A 19,690-nucleotide genomic window follows, 5' to 3' on the forward strand; every position below is an offset into this window, starting at 1 on the left:
TTTTATCAAAAAGGGAGTCTTCTTTCTATTTTTTTTATGATTCAGTTTTGAATCTCCAAAAGTAATTTTACACTAACGGGGCAAAGAAAGCTTGCAATAAGAGTAATAATTTCATATTATGAACTTAGAAAGAGATTTATTTTTCACTTTCTCAAACTAAGTAAACAAGCATAATTAAGGAGGCCAAAATGAAATTTTATAATTTTCCAGCCGAAGGAGAAATGCAGTGTGATGTTCGCCTCTTTGCTTCTGAATTGATCTATGATGAAATCGAAGCTACTGCTTTAAAACAGCTTTTTGATGCTAGTAAAATACCGGGAATCATCGCTGTTGTTGGAATGCCGGATCTTCACCAGGGTTATGGACTTCCAATCGGTGGAATAATGGTTTCGCGCATCAATGATGGCATAATTTCTCCAGGTGCAGTTGGTTTTGACATTAATTGTGGAGTTAGATTGATGACAACTCAATTAGAGTTTTCTCAGCTCCAAAATAACTTAGAAAAAATAATGAGAAAAGCACAAATAAAAATACCGGCTGGAGTTGGGGAAGAAAAAGAAAATATTTTTAATAAAAACGAGTTCAAAGAAATACTAAACCATGGTGTTCCCTATCTGGTAAATGAAAAAGGGATCGGAAATAAAAATGATATTAATGCTTGTGAAGATAATGGTTTTATAGAAGGAGCAGATGCAGAAGCTGTTCCCGAAAAAGCAATTGAAAGAGCTTTTAATCAACTTGCAACCCTTGGTAGTGGCAATCACTTTTTAGAATTGCAGAGGGTTAAAGAAGTTTATGCCAAAGATTGTGGATTATTTGAGGATCAGTTAGTTTTTATGATTCACACAGGTTCAAGAGCTTTTGGTCACCAAATTGCCAAACACTACAGCAATATTGCCAAAAAATCAGGAGTAAAAACTCCTACAAAAAATCTTGCTTCATTTAAAATCAACTCTGAAGGAGGAATAAATTATAAAAAAGCTATGGCAGCAGCAGCCAATTTTGCCTTTGCAAACCGGCATTTGATTGCTCATAATCTCCGCCATATTATCAAAGAATTTTATCCTCAAGAAAGCTTTGATCTCTTTTATGATATTACCCACAATATTGCCAAAAAAGAATTATATCAAGGAGAAGAAGTACTAGTCCACCGCAAAGGCGCCTGCAAGTTAGCAAAGGACGGTATAGCTTTAATACCAGGCTCAATGGGTACTTTTAGCTATTTAATCAAAGCCCAAAATTCCAAAGCAAATGAACTTTCCTATTATTCTACTGCTCATGGTGCAGGCAGGAAAATGAGCCGCAGTCAGGCCAAAAAAGATATTAGCCAAAAAGATCATTTTAACAGCATGGGAACTGTAAAACTTTATCATAGTTCAAGTGATAGTATTTTAGATGAATCACCACTGGCCTACAAAGATATTAACATTGTAATAGATGCTCTAGAAAAAACCGAACTTGCTAAAGCTGTTGCCAAGTTCGAGCCGGCAGCAGTTATAAAGGGTTAAAATTAAACTAAAATTGGCATTTTCTGCTTATAAACGGAAAAGCTGACCGGAGAAGTTCCAACAGTTTCTCCATCAACTTCAATAGCTATTTTTTCTTCAGCAGAAATCTTTATATTTTCTCCTGTTAGAGATTCAACCAAAGGATGACCCAAATGCTCCCCATCATAGGCTTTGAATAAATTATAGGCTATTGATAATTTATTAAAATCTTTTAATAAAATTATATTTAATTTACCATTATCTAATTCAGCCTGGGGAGCAACCTTTATTCCCCCACCAAAATATTTTCCATTGGCGATAATTACATTACTTAAATTGCCGGAAAAGACATTTTTACCATCTACTACAAGCTCGGCAGACTTATTTTTATATTTAAGCAAAGTGGTAAATACAGCTAATAAATAAGAAAAACTACCCCCGATAATTTTTTTGCTTTTATTAACCCTGTATACTACCTCTGCTCCCAGCCCACAATCTCCTACATTTATAAAATACCTTGTTTTTTCCTCACCACTGTGAGCTAAATATTCAACCTTGACCAGATCTAGATATTTAACTTTTTTTCTTTTTATTATTTCAATTACTTCGTTTATATCTGAGCTAATATTTAGACTTCTGATTAAATCTGAGCCTGTACCCTGAGCAAAGATTATTAATTTAGGCTTGATATTATCCAATCCACCAGCCATTATTATTCCATTAATAATTTCATTAACAGTACCATCTCCTCCAACTGCCAAAATATAATCATAAGAATTTTTTACAGCTGCTTCTGCAATCTTAATCGCATGCTCTGGATGAGTAGTAAATTGCTCATCTAAATTAATATTATTATTTAAAAATATCTTTTTATATTTTGGCCAATTTTTTTTAGTTTTGCAGCCGGCTGAAACTGGATTAACTATAGCTAATATTTTTTGCAAATTAATTACCTCCACTCACTTTTCTATTCTAAAAGCTATTTAGAAGTCTACTTATATTTCAGTGGTTTAACTTGATGAAGTTTAAAACTTATGTTAATATTTTAATATGTGAAAATTTATATTTATATTATATCATAACTTAATCTTAGAGAAAATTATAGTTTTTTAAGCAATTAAAGTAAATTTAATCTTTAGGGGAGGAAAAATGGAAAAAAACAACTCGTCTTTAATTAAAGAAGAAAAAAGTCGCTGGATTTATATACCACTTGGTTTGGTTATTTTTATGTGTATGGGGACTATCTATTCCTGGAGTATTTTCAGAAAACCAATCGAAACAGCTTTTAATATTTCAGCTACCCAGAGTTCTTTACCATATATGTTCTTTTTAGTTTTTTATGCAATTACAATGCCTTTTGCCGGTAATTATATTGATAAATATGGTCCCAAAATAATGACCATTTTAGGTGGAATATTTATCGGTGTAGCCTGGTTTCTATCTGGTTTTACGGCAAATATTATTTTGTTAACCCTTACCTATGGGGTGCTTGGTGGAATTGGGGTTGGGATAGCTTATGGTGCCCCAATGGCGGTTGCTGCAAAATGGTTTCCAGATAAAAAGGGCCTGGCTGTTGGTTTAACTTTGGGGGGCTTTGGGTTCTCTCCGTTTTTAACTGCTCCTGTAGCAAACTGGCTGATAAGCAACTTTGGGCCTTTTACAACTTTTAAAGTTTTAGGAATAGCCTTTGCCTTGATTATAACAGTACTTGCTTTACCATTGAAATTTCCGGCTAGATTTGAAGAACAATCAGAAACCGATCAAAACACCTCTACTTTAATAAAACAACTTGAGCCTAAAGAAATGATGAAAAAGAAAAGTTTTTATGCTCTCTGGGGCTGTTTTACAATTGGAACTGTGGTTGGTTTAATGGCTATTGGTATTTCAAGTCCTGTTGCCGAAGAGCTTATCAACCTAAACCCCACTACAGCCTCAATCTTCGTCTCTATTTTTGCGATTTTCAATGGAATTGGCAGGCCAATTTTTGGTGCTTTAACAGATAAAATAAAACCACAAAAAACAGCTATTCTTTCTTTTAGCTTAATAATTATTGCCTCTGTTTTAATGCTTTTGAATGCAAATGGAAATCCTGTTATCTATCTAATATCTTTTGCTTTATTTTGGCTTAATTTAGGAGGCTGGCTGGCTATTGCTCCAGCTTCAACTGCAATTTTCTTTGGCAGCAGACATTACAGTAAAAACTATGGCTATTTATTTACTGCTTATGGTGTAGGAGCAATTATAGGTAATCTGGTTTCCGGAAGTATCAGAGATATTTTTGGCAGTTATAGTTTTGTCTTTTATCCTACAATAATCTTAGCACTATTAGGGATATTTATCTCAATTAAATATTTAGATCAAAAACAGGCCCGTGAACTCAAATAGCAAATTAACGCAAAAAGAGCCTTCTAAGTCAATAGAGACTTTTAGAAGGCTCTTAATAATTGTTTAGATTTAAAATTCTAAGTCAACAGTAACCGGACAGTGATCAGAACCCATGACATCTGTTAATATATCAGAGTGATTTAAATTATCTTCTAACTCTTCAGATATAAAGTGGTAATCTATTCTCCAGCCAGCATCTCTTTCTCTGGCCCTGGTTCTATAGCTCCACCAGGAATAGGTCTCCTTTTCTGGATAAAAATAGCGGTATGTATCTATAAAGCCGTGATTTTCAAGCTTATCGAGCCATTCTCTTTCTATCTCCAGAAAACCAGATGTATTTTTATTGGCAGCTGGATTTTTTAGGTCTAGAGGATGATGAGCAGTATTATAATCTCCAGATATTACTACCCCTTTTCCCTCTTCTCTCAATTCTTCGGCATATTCTAAAGTTGCATCATAAAAATCAAGCTTATAATTTAACCTTTCTTTACTGCTTTTACCATTGGGAAAATATATATTAAGCAGATAAAATTCTGGATATTCTGCAGCAATTACTCTACCTTCATAATCAAATCTTTCTATTCCAAATCCTCTCCAGACATTCAGCGGTTCTTCTTTACTATAGATAGCCACTCCACTATATCCGGCTTTTTCTCCATAATTAAAATAACTATGATAACCATCTATATTTTTGAGCTTATCTTTAAGCTGTTCAGGCTGGATCCTTATTTCCTGTAAAGCTAGAAGATCAGGCTGTTCTTCTTCGAGCCAGTCTAAAAAGCCTTTTCTGTTTACAGCTCTGATTCCATTGACATTCCAAGAATAAATACGCATCAAATACCTCCATAATTTTAAATAATATCTCTTTGATATATTTCTTCTACAGTTTCGAATTCATTTAAAACTGCTTGATCATCCTGTTTAAATAGCTTGCTAAAAAGATAAATAACAATTACATTTATCAAAAATCCAGGAACTATTTCATATAAATGAGCACCCAAGCCTGTTTCCTGCCAGACAATAACGGTAATTGTAGCAGCAATCATACCAGCTAATACTCCCTGCCAGGATGTCTTCTTATAAAAGAGGGAGAAAAGTACCGGTGGACCAAATACAGCCCCCAGACCGGCCCAGGCATAAGCTACTAAATCTAAAACGGTATTATCCGGATTTAAAGCCAAAACAAAGGCAATAATTGCAATTAAAATTACAAATCCCCTACCAACCCACATTTTTTCTTTTTCAGAAGCTTCTCTACTGATAATTTTTGTATAAAAGTCTTCTGTTAAGGTAGAAGAAGATACTAAAAGCTGGGAATCAATTGTAGACATTATCGCTGATAAAATAGCAGCCAACAAAACTCCACCTAACCAGGGATTAAAAAGTTCTGCAATCATCTGAATAAAAACTGTTTCACTATCAGCAAGATTGGGAAACATCGGCACCCCAATAATTCCCACAAAAACAGCAGCTGTCAAAGAAATAGCAACCCAGATTACTGCAATTTTTTTAGCAGGTGCAACCTTTTTAATGCTATCTATTCCCATAAAGCGGGCCAGTATATGTGGTTGACCAAAATATCCTAATCCCCAGGCTGCAGCAGAAATTATGGCAGTGATCGTAATTCCTTCCGGTAAGAGAGAAAGAGAAAGGCCATTTTCTACAGCTGCCTCTGTTATAGCACTCATCCCACCGATATGACCAAAGGCAACAGCCGGTACTATAGTAATGGCAAAAAACATTAAGATCCCCTGAAAGAAGTCTGTCCAGGAAACAGCCATAAAACCTCCCAGAAAAGTATAAAGTACTATTGCCAGGCCACCTAACATAACTGCCAGATTATAATCAATATTAAATAATGACTCAAATAATATTCCTGAAGCTACCAGGCCTGAAGCTGAATAAATTGTAAAAAATAATAATATTACAACAGCTGAAAAAATTCTCAGCATCCCTGTATCATCACCAAAACGATCTTCAAAAAAAGATGGTAGGGTCATCGAATCAGTTTTTTCTGTATAAACTCTCAGCCTTGCTGCAACATACTGCCAGTTTAAAACAGTACCAATAAAAAGTCCAATCGCTATCCAGGCCTGCCCAACTCCTCCCAGATATACTGCTCCAGGCAGTCCCATTAATAACCAGCCGCTCATATCACTAGCCTGAGCAGAAAGGGCGGTAACCCAACTCCCCATTGCTCTACCACCAATTAAATAATCTTCTAAACTGGCAGTTTTTTTGTAGAAAAAGACACCAACACTCATTAAAAATACTAGATAAATCGAAAAAGACGTTAAAGTTGCTGACATTGAATACTACACTCCTATCTTCTCTTTATATTTTATTTAAAGTCTAAAACTAAAACCTAACTCCAGCCATTCTCACCTGTTAAAGGTACAAACCTTACATAATCTAAGCTTTCTTCGCTAAGTTTACCATTTTTTTTGCTGATTATTTTCAGCTGCTGAACACCCCTCTTTTCACCTACAGGAATAATCATCTTTCCATTTTCAGCTAACTGTTCTTTTAATTTCTGGGGAACATGAGGAGCAGCCGCAGAAACCACAATCCCATCATAAGGGGCATGTTCCTCCCAGCCTAATGTTCCATCCCCCACCTTAACTTTTACATTATCATAACCCAAACTATTAAATCTTTTCGAAGCTTTTTCAGCCAGGACTTCAAACCTTTCTATAGTATAAACTTCTGCAGCGATTTCCGCTAATACGGCTGCAGCATAGCCAGAACCTGTACCGATTTCTAAAACCCTACTATTTTCATCTAAAGCAAGTTTCTCGATCATATAGGCTACAATATAGGGCTGGCTGATAGTTTGATCTTTGTCTATAGGTAAAGGTGAATCATTATAAGCACTGTTTTGATACCTGGAATCTACAAATTTTTCTCTGGGGACCTTCTTAAATGCTTTTATTACCTGCTCAGCTTCTATTCCCCTTCTTATTAGTTGAGTCTTAACCATTTTTTCGCGAAGTTCTCTGAAGTCTTCAGTCATTTTAATCCCTCCGCCTTTTATTGATTTTCAAAATAATGTTCAATTAATATTTTATCCCTATCATATATATCTTTGCGAAAATTTAAATTACCTATATTATCGACCCAGGCTGTATTATATTGAAGATAAATGGGAAAGGGTTCATTTAAATAAATTGTTTCTTCATTATCTTTCTGCATAATTTCTTCTATACTTTCTCTATCCCATTCCTCCTGGTCTTTGAGTAAATATAGGGCTAATTCTATAGGTTTTTCTATTCTAATACAACCAGAGCTAAAACCTCTTTCTGTTTCATCAAATAAATATCTGCTTGGAGTATCATGTAAATAAACACTGAATCTATTTGGAAACATAAATTTGACCCGGCCAAGAGAATTATTATCACCAGGATCCTGTCTGATTAAAAAATCAAAATTATCTTCATCTATCTCCTGCCAGTTAATTTCTTCAGCCTCAACTCTGCTTAAAGTATTATTGCTATTATAGGCAAAAACACTATAATTATTTTCTTCTAAATAAGCTATATCTTCTTGAATTGAAGGTAATATATCTTCTACAGCTATTGATTTGGGTACATACCAGTAAGGATTAAAAACTAAATATCTTATTCTATCACTAAAAACCGGTGTTTTGCGCTGCTCATTCCCAACTATGGTTTTCATATCCATAATGATATTATTATTTTCATAAACATTTAAACTATAATCAGAAATATTTACATATATATATTTATCACCTAAATCTCTGGGCAGCCAGCGCCATCTTTCCATATTGATAATAATTTGTTGAACCCTTTTATCATAAGGTATATTTAAAGCTTCAATAGTTTTAGGCCCAACTATGCCATCATCATTTAAACCATGATTAACTTGAAATTCTCTAACTGCAGCTCTTAATTCAGGCCCGAAATAGCTTTTATCACTAATACTTTCTTGATTGAGATAACCTCTATTAATTAAATTATTACTTAGTTGTGATACTTTTTTACCTACTGAACCTTGGGCTAATAAATCTTCTGATTCAACCTCAGGCCACTCTAAGATCTCTCCGGAATCTCTATAAATATATAGTTTGTGTTTTAATCTCTGATAATAATTTGAGTTCGGTAATTTAGTCTGTAAATTAGCAGTTATATTTTCACTGCTAAGATCAGCAAATATTTCTGAATTATCAATTCTACTTCTACTAAAATCACCTTCTTCTAAAACAACTTCTGGATCAAGTTTACCACCTAAATAATCTGAAGCTAGACTAAAATAGGCATCACTTAAATAAATATCTATCACTGCTCTTTTATTTGTGTTTTCTTCAGCAAAAATATCGTTTTCAGCTATATAATCTTTTATAAATTCCAAATGATAATCCTCTGGATCCAGACCCTCATAATAACTGGCTTCTATTTCTTTTATTAATTTTTCTACCTCATCAGAAAAGCCATCTTGATCAAGCCAGACCGCTTTATAATCATTACTCTCATAAAAATCAGCTAGTTCTTGGTAATGATTTGCTTTTTGATCTTCAGGAAATTGTCCATCTCTATCCTCTAGAACAACTAAATGATTACGAATTGATAAACTTAAATTTAGATCAGCAGAACTGTTAAAGCCAAGTAAAAATAATATAGAAATAGCTATTATAATAATTAGTGTTTTTTTCCTCAAATAAATCACTCCATTATTGATACATCTTTTCTATTTTTTTGAGCAGTCTTTCTAAATTGAGATAAAGTTCTTCAGCACAATCCTCCATATCCAGCAGCGCTCTTTTCATGAAATCCTGTCTTTTTTCCAGCAGGCTTTCCATAATTTTTCTTCCTTTATCTGTTAGCTCAAGCAAGACAACCCTTCTATCTTCAGGGTCTCTATACCTTTTTACAAGTTCAGCTTCATTTAAATAGTCAACGATAACAGTAACAGTACTATTAGCCATGTGTAACTCATGATGGATATCTCCCATACTAACCGGTTCTGATTTTATAATCACCCGCATCACATGAAAACGTCCCAGAGTTAAATTATGACATTTAAGCTGGTCTTTGGTATATTCATTTAAATATTTAGAAATGTTTCTAATCTTCTCTTCAATCTTGATATTAATATTATCTTCCAATTTCAACATCCTTTGACTTAAATAATTATGAAAAATTAAACTTTCTTCTAATTCATAAATATTATATAATAATATAATTATAAAAACAAGCAGTATAGGCTTTTCTAAACCGGTACTGAGAGAAATTGTAAGTTTTTCAAAAAAGAAAATCTCCCGATAAAACGGGAGATTTGGGTTAATAATATTTAATTGTTTTTTAATTCTTTTATCTCATTTTTCAAACTATCTAATTCACTGCTGAGCTTTCTAATAAGATTTTCTAAACGGTTAACTGTCTCATTTCTTCTTTCAACTTCAGCTTTTCCCTTATATTCATTTTCGGGAATATCACTTCCTCTTAAACGAGATCTAGCAAAACGTCTTCTTGGTCTCTCAGAGGCAGCTCTATTTCTGAAAGCCCTACCTCTACCACAGGGAACGGCATCAGCAGTAAATCCTGCTTCATCATAGTCAGCACAAAAGCCAAGTCCTCTGCCAGTCATTTGACCTCTACCTTCTGGACCTGTTCTGTCTCCTCTAGGCATAATTAATCACCTCACTTAGTTTTTGAACATATGCTCATTTCTTCTATTTATATTATAACTTTATTTTGAGCATATGTCAAGAATTATTTTAGTGATGATGAGCTGAGCCGTTATGATGGTGCCCTTCTTCCCCATGGCTGCAGTTATTATCAGATTTTGCCAGCTTGCCGTGAAGAAATTCTTCAACTGCCTTTCTGGCATTGCCTTTTGCACCACATATAACATCGATATTGTTTTTTGCAAAAATGGCAATTGCTTTTTGACCCATCCCAGATGAAATAACCAGATCAGCTCCAGCTTCATTTAAAAGCTTAGGTAGTAATCCAGGTTGATGACCTGGGTTTTCAATCTCTTCTTCATTTTTTATTTCTTCATTATCTACAGTATAAAGATTAAAAGCTGGTGCATGACCGAAATGAGCAGAAATATTCTCTCCATTTACAGGTATAGCTATTTTTTTCATTTTATCTAACCTCCAAGGTTTCTTTTATTTTTAATTTCACTTTAAGCATTTTATTTCTCAAGTCCTGATCATTATTAACAAAAAGCTCTCCTTTTTTTAATGATTCTACTATAACTCGACTATAAGGAATCTTAGTTAAAGTTTCTATTCCTAAATCCTGACAATAGTTTTCAATTTTTTGACTAATTTCTGTATTTAAATCATATTTATTAATGACAAGTCCAGCAGGAATTTTAAAATGGTTAACTACTTCTATAACTCTTTTTAAATCTGAAAAGCCAGAAAGAGTAGCTTCAGTAACTAATACTGCCATATCTGAGCCATTTAAAGAAGCGATTACCGGACAGCCGATACCTGGAGAACCATCAATCAAGATCCAGTCTTTTTTCTTTTTTTCTGCTAATTCAGAAGCCTTTTTCTTAACTTCACTTACTAGCTTACCTGAAGTATCAGCCCCGGGAATCAAGCGAGCATGAATTATATCTCCTAAATCACTTATTGCTTGATAAACTGTTCCAGTTTCTATTTCTTCAAGTCTTAAGGCTTCAGTTGGACAAACTTCCACACATACACCACAACCTTCACATTTTAGATCTTTAATCTCAAAAGTCTCAGCAGTGATTGCCTTGAAACGGCAGTAATCATAGCATTTAGCACAATTTATACATAAATCCTGGTTTTTCACCGCTAATTTAGCACCTTTATAACTTTCTGCTTGATTATTTTCTATTTTTAATAAAAGATGCAAATTAGGTGCATCAACATCACAATCAGCTAGAACTAAATTATCTAATAATGAGGCCAAATTAGCTGTAAAGGTTGTTTTTCCAGTTCCTCCTTTACCACTAATTACTGTAATTTCTTTCATTTTTACCGGCCTCCTCGATAATCTTTGCAGCTAAAGCCTTAAACTTATTTTCCCAGCCAGCTATTTCTTTAACAAAGGGTAGGGCATTAGAATACAATTCTGCAATTTTTCTTGAAAAGGGAATCTTCATTAAAATTTCTATTCCTTCAGAATTACAATAATCTTCGATTAAAAAATCAGAATCTGACTCTGCCTTGTTAATTACTACGGCAAAAGGTTGTTTAATCTCATTTAACATTTCAATTACCATTTTAAGATCATGAAGTCCAAAAATAGTAGCTTCTGTTACGATAACAGTAAAATCGGTATCTGTGATTGCTGCAATACTTGGACAGCTAGTACCTGGTGGTGCATCAATAATAATATTCTTATTATGATCAGCTTTTGTTTTTAATTTTTCAATTACTGGGACTGCTTTTTCTTCTCCGGTATTTAATTCACCTTCCCAGAAATCTAAATTCTTTCTTTTGTCATGCCGGAGTTTTCCTAATTCTCTTGCTTTTTCTTTGATTGCATTTTCTGGACATACTATTTTACAACCACCACAGCTGTGACAGACTTCTTCAAAAACTAAAACATTATCCAAAATTAATGCCAAAGCATTATATTGACAAAAATCAACACAGCGACGACAAGCTGTACATTTTTCAGCATCAATTTCTGGAATTAATCGCCTCACTGATTCTTCTTCTTTGTTTTTTATATCTGGAGAGATAAAAAGATAATCATTGGGCTCTTCTACATCTGCATCAAGAAGCTGAACATTAGTAAGAGAAAGAGCAAGGTTAACAGCTAAAGTAGTTTTTCCTGTACCACCTTTCCCACTTAAAATTGATATTGATAGCTGCTGGGCCATCTTAATGATGAGCTCCTGGGCCAGCTTGAGCTTCAACTAATTCCCCACTTTTATAATCATTATATGCTTCTTTAAGCAGTTTTTGCTGATCTAAATCCAAAACTTTAATCCCAGCAGCTTTTAAAGCCTGATAAGCTTTTGGCCCAAAATGATAGCCCATAACTACATCAGCCTCTTTATCAACACAAAGTTGGGCAGCAGCAACACCTGCTCCACTACTCTGATTTTTAGCTGTATTACTAATAAAGCTAAGCCGATTATTTTCACTATCTACAATTGCAAAAAATTCTGCTCTCCCAAAATTCTCATGAATTTCAGTCTCAAAACTACCAACCTTAACTGCAGGAATCAATATTTTCATTTTATTCAACCTCCATCTTTAATTTAAGTGGTTCAATATTTTCATCAAATCCAGCTGCTTTTTCAGCCAGCCTTTTAGCAATATTAAAAAACTCCTGTGAAATATCTGCCTCCGGCTCATCGAAAATCATCGGTTTTCCTGATTGACCCTCCTCGGGGCAAGCCCACGAGGTTTGCGAGCAGGCTTTCACTCTATCACTACGGTGGCGAAGTTCCGAAACTAATGGCAGTTTTCCTAACAGCTCACTTTGCATAGAAGTTGCCAGGCTCTCCCCACCATTTTCTCCAAATATATAGTCTTTATGCCCACACTCTAAACATTGATAATAAGCCATGTTCTCGACTACTCCCAGCACCTCTGAATTCATTTTTTTGGCCATTGCACCAATTCTACCAGCTACTTCTCAAATTAGTTATGGTCATTTGTTCATTTCTATCTTAACTATAACATTTTTTTAAAATATCTGCAAGCAAAAAAAATAACCGCAGCTTTTAACTGCGGCCTAGATGAAATAATACTCACTTTACCAGCTTTCGGAATGGACTATACTTTTGCTGTACCGATCTAAAGGACTTTTTTCCTTTTCAACATTTTTAGCATGATATTTTCTAATACTTCTTCTTTTAAAAATTTATTCCATAACACATTCCTCCCAGCTTAGATTATTGTATTTAAGCTTTTAACCTAAATATATTATATAAATAGAAAGAAGATATTTTAAAACAATTTTGCACAGTTAATTTAACTGTAAAAAAGCCCATTATAAAACCCAATTTTTGCTTGATAATTTAAAATATAGTTTATAATAACATAATTTATGAAAAAAATTGATGATTTTACTTATCTATGATAAAATAATTAGTAATTTAGAGTAGTTTGAATTTAACGAGGAGGTAGTACAAATGCAAAGAGAAAATTGGACATCGAAACTTGGTTTTATTTTAGCGGCATCAGGTTCTGCAATTGGATTGGGAAACATTTGGAGATTTCCGTTTGTTGCTGGGACAAATGGAGGAGCTATATTTTTACTTATTTATCTAGCTGCAATTATTTTTATAGGTTATCCAGTTTTAGTTTCAGAAATGACAATCGGTCGTAAAACTGAAAGAAATCCGGTTGGAGCTTTCAAAAAATTAGCTCCAGATACACCTTGGTGGCTTGTAGGTGGTTTAGGTGTATTAGCAGGATTTGTTATCTTGAGTTATTATTCAGTTGTAGCCGGTTGGGGGCTATTTTATATGTTAGAATCTGTAACTGGTTTAGCACCGGGAACCGATTTCGCCGAACTATTTGTTGGCCATATAAGTGGCACTTTTTCACCTATTTTCTGGCATTTTGTTTTTATGCTTCTAACCGTATCGGTTATTGGAGCTGGAGTAGTGAATGGTATTCAGCGAGTAGTGAAAATATTGATGCCTATTTTATTTGTTCTATTAGTGGTCTTGATCTTTAGATCTTTAACTTTAGAGGGTGCTGGAGCAGGATTAGAGTTTTATTTAAGTCCTGATTTTAGCCAAATCTCATTACAGACTTTTAATGATGCTATCTCACAGGCCTTCTTTACCCTTAGTTTAGGTATGGGTGCTATGATTACCTATGGTAGTTATCTTAGTCAGGATGAGAGTATAACTGATAGTGCTGGTTATGTTTTAGGTTTTGATACAGGTATTGCTATCCTTTCTGGATTTGCAATCTTCCCTGCTGTTTTTGCTTTTGGTCTTGATCCAGCAGCTGGCCCTGGTCTAACCTTTATTACCTTACCTGCAGTCTTTAGTCAGATGCCTTTAGGTGCATTCTTTGGATTCTTATTCTTTGCTCTTCTCTCAATTGCGGCTTTAACTTCTGCTATATCTTTATTAGAGGTTGTAGTTGCTTATCTTGTTGATGAGTTTGAATATCCACGGAAGAAAACTTCCTATATTATTGGATTTATTATCTTCTTAGTTGGTCTTCCACCAGTTTTAGGTTATAGTGCACTTTCAGACTTCAGCTTTTTAGGCATGGATGTACTAGATACCTATGATTGGATAGCTAACTTCATCTTACTACCAACAGGTGGTATGTTAACAGCAATCTTTATCGGTCATTATTGGGGTACTGATAAAGCTGTTGAAGAAGCAAACAGAAATTCAATGAAAGTTAAGGTAGGTAATGTTTATTCGCTATTGATTAAATATGTTGCACCTATAGCAATCTTTGTAATCATGGCTCTAACTATTTTCCAAACTGTTACAGGTTAAAGACTATTATAATTTAACAAAAACAAAAACCTCCAATAGCCTTTAAAGGTTATTGGGGGAATTTTTTTGCTGAAAGGGGCAAAGTATATTGGCTAATCAAAAAGATTTATGTGTTCATTATGATAATTGTGGGGGCTGTTCAATTCAGCACCTTGACTATAATGAACAGCTCAAAGAAAAAAAACAAAGTTTATTAGAGACTTTTAAAGCAGCAGAATTAGATATAGATAAATTTGAAAAATTAATTGAGAGTCCACAAATATTTGAATATAGAAATAATATGGAGTTTAGCTTTGGCGATCTAAAAAAAGGTGGTAAATTACAGCTGGGAATGCATCCTAGAGGTAAAAGATATGATGTTGTCACAGTTGATAACTGCCTTTTAGTTGATCAAGATTTCAGAAAGATTTTAAGCACGATTATAGATTACTGTAGGGAACATGATTTTAAAAAATATCATATCAAACTAAGAGAGGGATTTTTGCGCAATCTAGTAATCCGTAAAGGGATTAATACAGGAGAAGTAATAGCAAACCTGATCACAACTTCTCAAAGAGATCATGACTTCTCTCCTCTACTGAAGAGAATTAATAAGCTGGATTTAAAAGGTGAATTGGTAGGATTTATTCAGACAATCAATGATAATTTTTCCGATCAGGTTGTTTGTGATGAAATGATCGTTTATCAGGGCAGAAAATATTTTTATGATCAACTGCTTGATAAGAAATTTAAAATTGATTCTCTATCATTTTTTCAAACTAATACCCTGGGAGCTGAAGTTCTTTATGCAGAAGCTAAAAAGTATCTAGATAATCCACTTGAAAAAACTATTTATGATCTTTATTGTGGAGCTGGAAGCATTTCACAATCAATTGCAGATAATGCCGCAAAAATATATGGTATCGACATTGATCAAGCAGCTATCAAGCGGGCCCAAGAAAATGCAGAATTAAATAATGTGGCAAATACAGAGTATATTGCAGGAGATGTTTTAGAAAAAATTGAGGTGCTGACAGATAAAGCTGATTTAATAATAATCGATCCTCCCAGACCGGGAATTAATCCAAAGGCTTTAAATAAGATAGCCAGCATTAAGGCAAAAGAAATTCTCTATATATCCTGTAATCCTAAAAGCTTAGCCAGAGATATCAAGGAATTAAAGCTCCACAATTATAAGCTGGAAAAATTTAAAGCGGTTGACATGTTCCCTCACACTAGACACCTGGAAGTTATTTCATTACTCAAAAAAGATTAAAGAGTTTAAACTCTTTAATCTTTTATTCTAGGCAAAGATTATAATTGTTCCTAAAGTAATCAAGATCGCTCCACCTAAATAGTTAGCAAATCTTTCTACTAATTCTATATGTTTAATATAAGAAACAATTTTAAAAGCAAAAGCAGTCAAAATTGAAGCTATAATACCGATAATGATTGAATCTCTCAGCATCATTAAATAACTTAATCTAAATAAAAGTGAAAAACCAGCCCCCATTGCATCTATGCTGACACTCATCCCGAGTACTATAATAGTAATCAAATTTAAATTTATAAAAATACATTCATCTTCATTTTGGCAGCCTTCATAAATTAAATAAATACCAAGTAAAAAAAGAATACCCCCACTAAAGTAATTTGAAATTTCAAAAAAAATTGTGTCTATAAAATGTCCAACTAAAGCACCTATCAAAGCAAATAAAAATTGAAAAAAGCCAAAAGAAAAAATTACGGCAGCCCTTTCTTTAGGGGTTGTTTTACTACCACATCCAATACCTAATGCAACTCCTGCAGCATCTAGACCCATCGAGATTGCAACAACTATAATATTCAGCTTTATCCCTCCAGAAATTATATATTTATTACTTAATTATATTATAGTTTATTTAAGCTCAGGCTGCAAGATTTGATTTTTATGATATAATTATAATATAAAGTTTAAAATAAAATTTTAAGATAGGAGAGATAAAAATGGAACATAATAGTTTAGAAACTGCAAAAACTGCTATCAAGATGGCAATTTCTACTCGGGAAGAAGAAAAGCAATTGAAAAAAGATTTTGCCAAAGAAAATATTAAAACCGCTGCAGTTGATTTTGGTGGTGAATTTAATAAATCTGTACCTGATATCATCGAAAGAGCAGTAATTGCAGCTAAAAGGGAAAATATAATTGATAATACCCATGTCGCTCAGGGTGCAGTAGCTGGGGCAGCTCATGATGCTATTTCTCAAATAATGCCGAGAACAATGGGCTTAAATGTCGGTGGAAAGATTGGTCTTGCCCGTAGTGGTGAACATATAGTAGTTGCAATATTTTTTGGTGTAGGAATGTTTAATTTAAATGAAGTGACAATGGGCTTAAGCCACCGTTCACTTTAAAATTATTGTCTAATATTAATAATTGTTTTTAATTAGCATAGTCTATTGACAATAGAGAGTAATTAATAGTATAATAAAGAAAATTATATAACTGGTAGCATGGTAATACGGTAGGAGAATTTGTAGGGATAGCTATCTGCATTTTTACTATAATCTAACTTATTAGGACAGATTATAGCTAATCATGCTGTTAACTATTATTAACACTCCACCAGGAGTGTTTTTTTGTTTTTATAGCTAATTTTTATTCCCCACTACCAGTTAGAAAGGGGATTAGTCAATCATGAAAAAAAATTTATTTGCTTTATCAATTTTAGTTCTTATTTTTACTATGATTTTTGCTGTTAATGTTTCAGCCCAAGATAATTTAAGGATTGGTATTTCTCAATTTGTTGAACATCCAGCCTTAGATTCTGCTAGAGAAGGTTTTATTGAAGGACTAGCTGAAGAAGGTTTTGGAGAAGATAAGGTAGAATTTATAGTTCAGAATGCTCAAGCTGATTTTTCTACTGCTCAATCTATTGCCCAGAGATTTAGGACCCAAAATTTAGATATGATCTTAGCTATTGCGACTCCAAATTCTCAGGCTACTGCTAATGTCATTACTGATACACCAGTTTTATTTACTGCAGTTACCGATCCAGTAGAAGCTGGTATAGTTGACACAATGGAAGTTCCTGGGGCAAATATTACCGGTACTACAGATATGAACCCAGTAGCAGATCAACTAGCTTTAATCTTAGAATTTATGCCAGATGCACAGGATGTAGGTATTCTCTATAATCCAGGGGAAGTAAACTCCGTAGTTCAGGTTGATATTGCTAAGGAAGCAGCAGAAGAGCTTGGTATAACCTTACATGAAGCTACAGTTACAAACAGTAGTGAAGTTACACTTGCAGCATCTTCTTTAGTAGATAAAGTTGATGCAATATATGTCCCAACAGACAATATTATTGTTTCAGCCTTACCCTCAGTCCTAAATATAACAAATAATAATAATGTTCCTGTTTTTGCTTCAGAAAATGGACAGGTTGAACAGGGAGCAATTGCAACTCTTGGTATAGATTATAAATTATTAGGTATGCAAACAGGTAGGATGGCTGCTAGGGTATTAAATGGAGAAGATACTTCTCAAATGTCAGTAGAGTCATCTGAAGAACTTAAGTTATATATTAATCAAACAGCAGCTGCAAATTTAGAGCTCGATATTCCAGAAAGTGTTTTAGATAGAGCAGATGTCATTTACGAATAATTGAAGCAAAAATCATAATTAATATTTAAAATAATCTTGTATAAATGGTGTGAGGTGGCTTATGAGTCTAGGTTTTGCAATTACATCCTTGGAACAGGGCTTAGCTTTTTCAATTATGGCCCTTGGAGTTTTTATATCTTTCAGAATTTTAGATTTTGCAGATTTGACCGTAGATGGCAGTCTCCCGCTAGGAGCTGCTGTCTCGGCCAGAATGATTATGGCAGGATATGATCCATTTTATTCTCTTGCGGCAGCTCTTTTAGCTGGTGCAGGGGCTGGTTTTATAACTGGTTTTTTAAATACCAGGTTAAAAATTGCTCCTCTTCTGGCCGGGATTTTAACTATGACTTCTCTTTATTCAATCAATTTAAGAGTTATGGGAAGGCCAAATATTCCTTTGCTTGGAAGAGAAAATATCTTTACTAAAGTAAGAGATTTGGGTATTTCATATCCCTGGTACAGTCTACTTTTACTCTTGGTAATCATAATGGTTGTTAAATTATTGCTTGATGCATTTCTCAATACCCAAATAGGATTTGCAATGAGGGCAACTGGAGATAACCCCCAGATGATTAGAAGTATGGGAATTAGTACTAATACTATGAAAATGCTGGGACTGATTATTTCTAATGCTTTAGTTTCTTTATCAGGTGCATTAGTAGGTCAATACCAGGGCTTTGCAGATGTTAATATGGGTGTCGGTGCAATTATTGCAGGACTTGCTTCTGTAATAATTGGTGAAGTAATTATAGGAACAAAGTCAATGATTATTGCCACTTTTGGAGTTATTATTGGTTCTATTGTTTATCGTTTTAGTATTTCTATAGCACTCAACCTTGGTCTTGCAGCTTCTGACCTAAAACTCTTAACAGCTATTTTAGTTATTTTCTTTCTATCAACCCCCAGAATTAGAAAAGCATTGAGGTGATAAAAATGCTAGAGATAAGTAATTTAACAAAAATATTTTATAAAGGTACTCCAAATGAGAATACTGCAGTTAAAAATATTAGTTTAGATGTTAAAAACGGTGATTTCATCACTATTGTAGGTAGTAATGGAGCAGGAAAATCTACTCTTTTAAATTCCATCGCTGGTGTTTTCCCTGTTGATAAAGGCAGAATTATTCTTGATAATAAGGACATTACAAAAAAATGCGAATATAAATGTGCCAAAAATATTGGGAGAGTTTTTCAAAATCCACTGGCAGGTACTTCACCTGAGATGACTATTGAAGAAAATCTTTCACTTGCAATATCTAAAACTAAAAATCTTTCTTTAAGGTGGGGCTTAAGTAAAAGTAAACGTAAAATAATGAGAGAACATTTAGAAAAAATCGATTTAGGTTTAGAAAAAAGACTTACTACCAAGGTGAAATTATTATCTGGTGGACAAAGACAGGCTTTAACACTTTTAATGGCAACTGTAGCTAATCCAGATTTATTACTTTTAGATGAACATACAGCAGCTCTTGACCCGGCCACAGCTATCAAGATTAAGAATCTAACCGCAGAACTGGTTAATGATAATAATATTACAACTCTAATGATAACTCATAATATGGAAGATGCCATTAAATTAGGTAACCGTTTAATTATGATGGATGGTGGAGAAATAATTTATGATATCAAAGCAGAGGAAAAAGGAAAGCTGACAATAGAAAAACTGATGAAAATGTTTGAAGTTAAACATGGTGGTAAGTTCACCAATGATAGAATGCTTTTATCTGTCTAAATTGATTTGCTTAAATAATATAATATGC

21 protein-coding genes are annotated in these 19,690 nt (G+C 33.7%); 8 read left to right on the forward strand and 13 right to left on the reverse strand.

Annotation, left to right across the window (positions count from 1 at the left end; all coding sequences use genetic code 11):
- Positions 1-188: 188 nt before the first annotated feature.
- On the forward strand, positions 189-1,508 hold the full coding sequence (locus tag LJ207_RS09335; RefSeq protein WP_229346228.1) for an RtcB family protein: 1,320 nt from the start codon (positions 189-191) through the stop codon (positions 1,506-1,508).
- Between the two features lie 2 nt (positions 1,509-1,510).
- On the opposite strand, the gene LJ207_RS09340 is transcribed toward LJ207_RS09335, so the two are convergent.
- The gene (locus LJ207_RS09340; RefSeq protein ID WP_229346229.1) at positions 1,511-2,431 is read right to left on the reverse strand and encodes a diacylglycerol/lipid kinase family protein; all 921 of its coding nucleotides are present in this window, start codon (positions 2,429-2,431) and stop codon (positions 1,511-1,513) included.
- A gap of 205 nt (positions 2,432-2,636) precedes the next feature.
- Here LJ207_RS09340 and LJ207_RS09345 point away from each other — a divergent pair, with 205 nt between their 5' ends.
- Positions 2,637-3,872: an L-lactate MFS transporter gene (locus LJ207_RS09345; protein ID WP_229346230.1), complete on the forward strand. Its 1,236-nt coding sequence runs from the start codon at positions 2,637-2,639 to the stop codon at positions 3,870-3,872.
- Positions 3,873-3,941: 69 nt separating this feature from the next.
- On the opposite strand, the gene LJ207_RS09350 is transcribed toward LJ207_RS09345, so the two are convergent.
- The 11 genes from LJ207_RS09350 to LJ207_RS09400 all read right to left on the reverse strand — a co-directional run bounded on the left by LJ207_RS09350 (position 3,942) and on the right by LJ207_RS09400 (position 12,454).
- Positions 3,942-4,706, reverse strand: a complete 765-nt coding sequence (locus tag LJ207_RS09350; RefSeq protein ID WP_229346231.1) for an exodeoxyribonuclease III — start codon at positions 4,704-4,706, stop codon at positions 3,942-3,944.
- Positions 4,707-4,723: 17 nt separating this feature from the next.
- Entirely contained in the window at positions 4,724-6,181 is a 1,458-nt protein-coding gene (putP, locus tag LJ207_RS09355) for a sodium/proline symporter PutP (protein WP_229346232.1), read from the reverse strand.
- A 56-nt stretch (positions 6,182-6,237) separates the two neighbouring features.
- The gene (locus LJ207_RS09360; RefSeq protein WP_229346233.1) at positions 6,238-6,885 is read right to left on the reverse strand and encodes a protein-L-isoaspartate(D-aspartate) O-methyltransferase; all 648 of its coding nucleotides are present in this window, start codon (positions 6,883-6,885) and stop codon (positions 6,238-6,240) included.
- A gap of 17 nt (positions 6,886-6,902) precedes the next feature.
- Positions 6,903-8,555 carry a L,D-transpeptidase family protein gene (locus LJ207_RS09365; protein WP_229346234.1) on the reverse strand — a complete coding sequence of 551 codons (1,653 nt, stop codon included), beginning with the start codon at positions 8,553-8,555 and terminating at the stop codon, positions 6,903-6,905.
- A gap of 4 nt (positions 8,556-8,559) precedes the next feature.
- Positions 8,560-8,994 (reverse strand): MarR family winged helix-turn-helix transcriptional regulator, encoded by a 435-nt coding sequence (locus LJ207_RS09370; RefSeq protein ID WP_229346235.1) that lies wholly within the window; start codon positions 8,992-8,994, stop codon positions 8,560-8,562.
- A 185-nt stretch (positions 8,995-9,179) separates the two neighbouring features.
- Complete coding sequence (locus LJ207_RS09375) at positions 9,180-9,518, reverse strand: DUF5320 domain-containing protein (RefSeq protein WP_229346236.1); 339 nt, start codon at positions 9,516-9,518, stop codon at positions 9,180-9,182.
- A gap of 88 nt (positions 9,519-9,606) precedes the next feature.
- Positions 9,607-9,981: a NifB/NifX family molybdenum-iron cluster-binding protein gene (locus tag LJ207_RS09380; protein ID WP_229346237.1), complete on the reverse strand. Its 375-nt coding sequence runs from the start codon at positions 9,979-9,981 to the stop codon at positions 9,607-9,609.
- Position 9,982: 1 nt separating this feature from the next.
- Positions 9,983-10,849: an ATP-binding protein gene (locus LJ207_RS09385; RefSeq protein WP_229346238.1), complete on the reverse strand. Its 867-nt coding sequence runs from the start codon at positions 10,847-10,849 to the stop codon at positions 9,983-9,985.
- Positions 10,827-11,705, reverse strand: coding sequence for an ATP-binding protein (locus LJ207_RS09390; RefSeq protein WP_229346239.1), 879 nt, complete (start codon positions 11,703-11,705; stop codon positions 10,827-10,829). Before LJ207_RS09390 ends, LJ207_RS09385 begins: the two co-directional genes overlap by 23 nt.
- A 1-nt stretch (position 11,706) precedes the next feature.
- Positions 11,707-12,066, reverse strand: coding sequence for a NifB/NifX family molybdenum-iron cluster-binding protein (locus LJ207_RS09395; RefSeq protein ID WP_229346240.1), 360 nt, complete (start codon positions 12,064-12,066; stop codon positions 11,707-11,709).
- A gap of 1 nt (position 12,067) precedes the next feature.
- Positions 12,068-12,454, reverse strand: a complete 387-nt coding sequence (locus LJ207_RS09400; RefSeq protein ID WP_369414178.1) for a P-loop NTPase — start codon at positions 12,452-12,454, stop codon at positions 12,068-12,070.
- Positions 12,455-12,968: 514 nt separating this feature from the next.
- Here LJ207_RS09400 and LJ207_RS09405 point away from each other — a divergent pair.
- Positions 12,969-14,306 (forward strand): sodium-dependent transporter, encoded by a 1,338-nt coding sequence (locus LJ207_RS09405; protein ID WP_229346242.1) that lies wholly within the window; start codon positions 12,969-12,971, stop codon positions 14,304-14,306.
- An 88-nt stretch (positions 14,307-14,394) separates the two neighbouring features.
- On the forward strand, positions 14,395-15,561 hold the full coding sequence (gene rlmD, locus LJ207_RS09410; RefSeq protein ID WP_229346243.1) for a 23S rRNA (uracil(1939)-C(5))-methyltransferase RlmD: 1,167 nt from the start codon (positions 14,395-14,397) through the stop codon (positions 15,559-15,561).
- A 27-nt stretch (positions 15,562-15,588) separates the two neighbouring features.
- Here rlmD and LJ207_RS09415 read toward each other — a convergent pair whose 3' ends face one another.
- Positions 15,589-16,107, reverse strand: coding sequence for a manganese efflux pump MntP (locus LJ207_RS09415; RefSeq protein ID WP_229346244.1), 519 nt, complete (start codon positions 16,105-16,107; stop codon positions 15,589-15,591).
- A gap of 164 nt (positions 16,108-16,271) precedes the next feature.
- On the opposite strand from LJ207_RS09415, the gene LJ207_RS09420 reads away from it, so the two are divergent.
- From LJ207_RS09420 to LJ207_RS09435, 4 genes are all read left to right on the forward strand, one after another.
- Positions 16,272-16,679 carry a HutP family protein gene (locus LJ207_RS09420; protein ID WP_229346245.1) on the forward strand — a complete coding sequence of 136 codons (408 nt, stop codon included), beginning with the start codon at positions 16,272-16,274 and terminating at the stop codon, positions 16,677-16,679.
- Positions 16,680-16,962: 283 nt separating this feature from the next.
- The gene (locus tag LJ207_RS09425; RefSeq protein ID WP_229346246.1) at positions 16,963-17,931 is read left to right on the forward strand and encodes an ABC transporter substrate-binding protein; all 969 of its coding nucleotides are present in this window, start codon (positions 16,963-16,965) and stop codon (positions 17,929-17,931) included.
- 61 nt (positions 17,932-17,992) lie between these two features.
- Positions 17,993-18,859: an ABC transporter permease gene (locus LJ207_RS09430; protein WP_229346247.1), complete on the forward strand. Its 867-nt coding sequence runs from the start codon at positions 17,993-17,995 to the stop codon at positions 18,857-18,859.
- Positions 18,860-18,864: 5 nt separating this feature from the next.
- A complete protein-coding gene (locus tag LJ207_RS09435) occupies positions 18,865-19,662 on the forward strand; it encodes an ABC transporter ATP-binding protein (protein WP_229346248.1) in 798 nt (265 codons plus the stop codon).
- Positions 19,663-19,690 lie beyond the last annotated feature (28 nt).

The organism is Halanaerobium polyolivorans (genome assembly GCF_020711195.1).
Taxonomy (GTDB): domain Bacteria; phylum Bacillota; class Halanaerobiia; order Halanaerobiales; family Halanaerobiaceae; genus Halanaerobium; species Halanaerobium polyolivorans.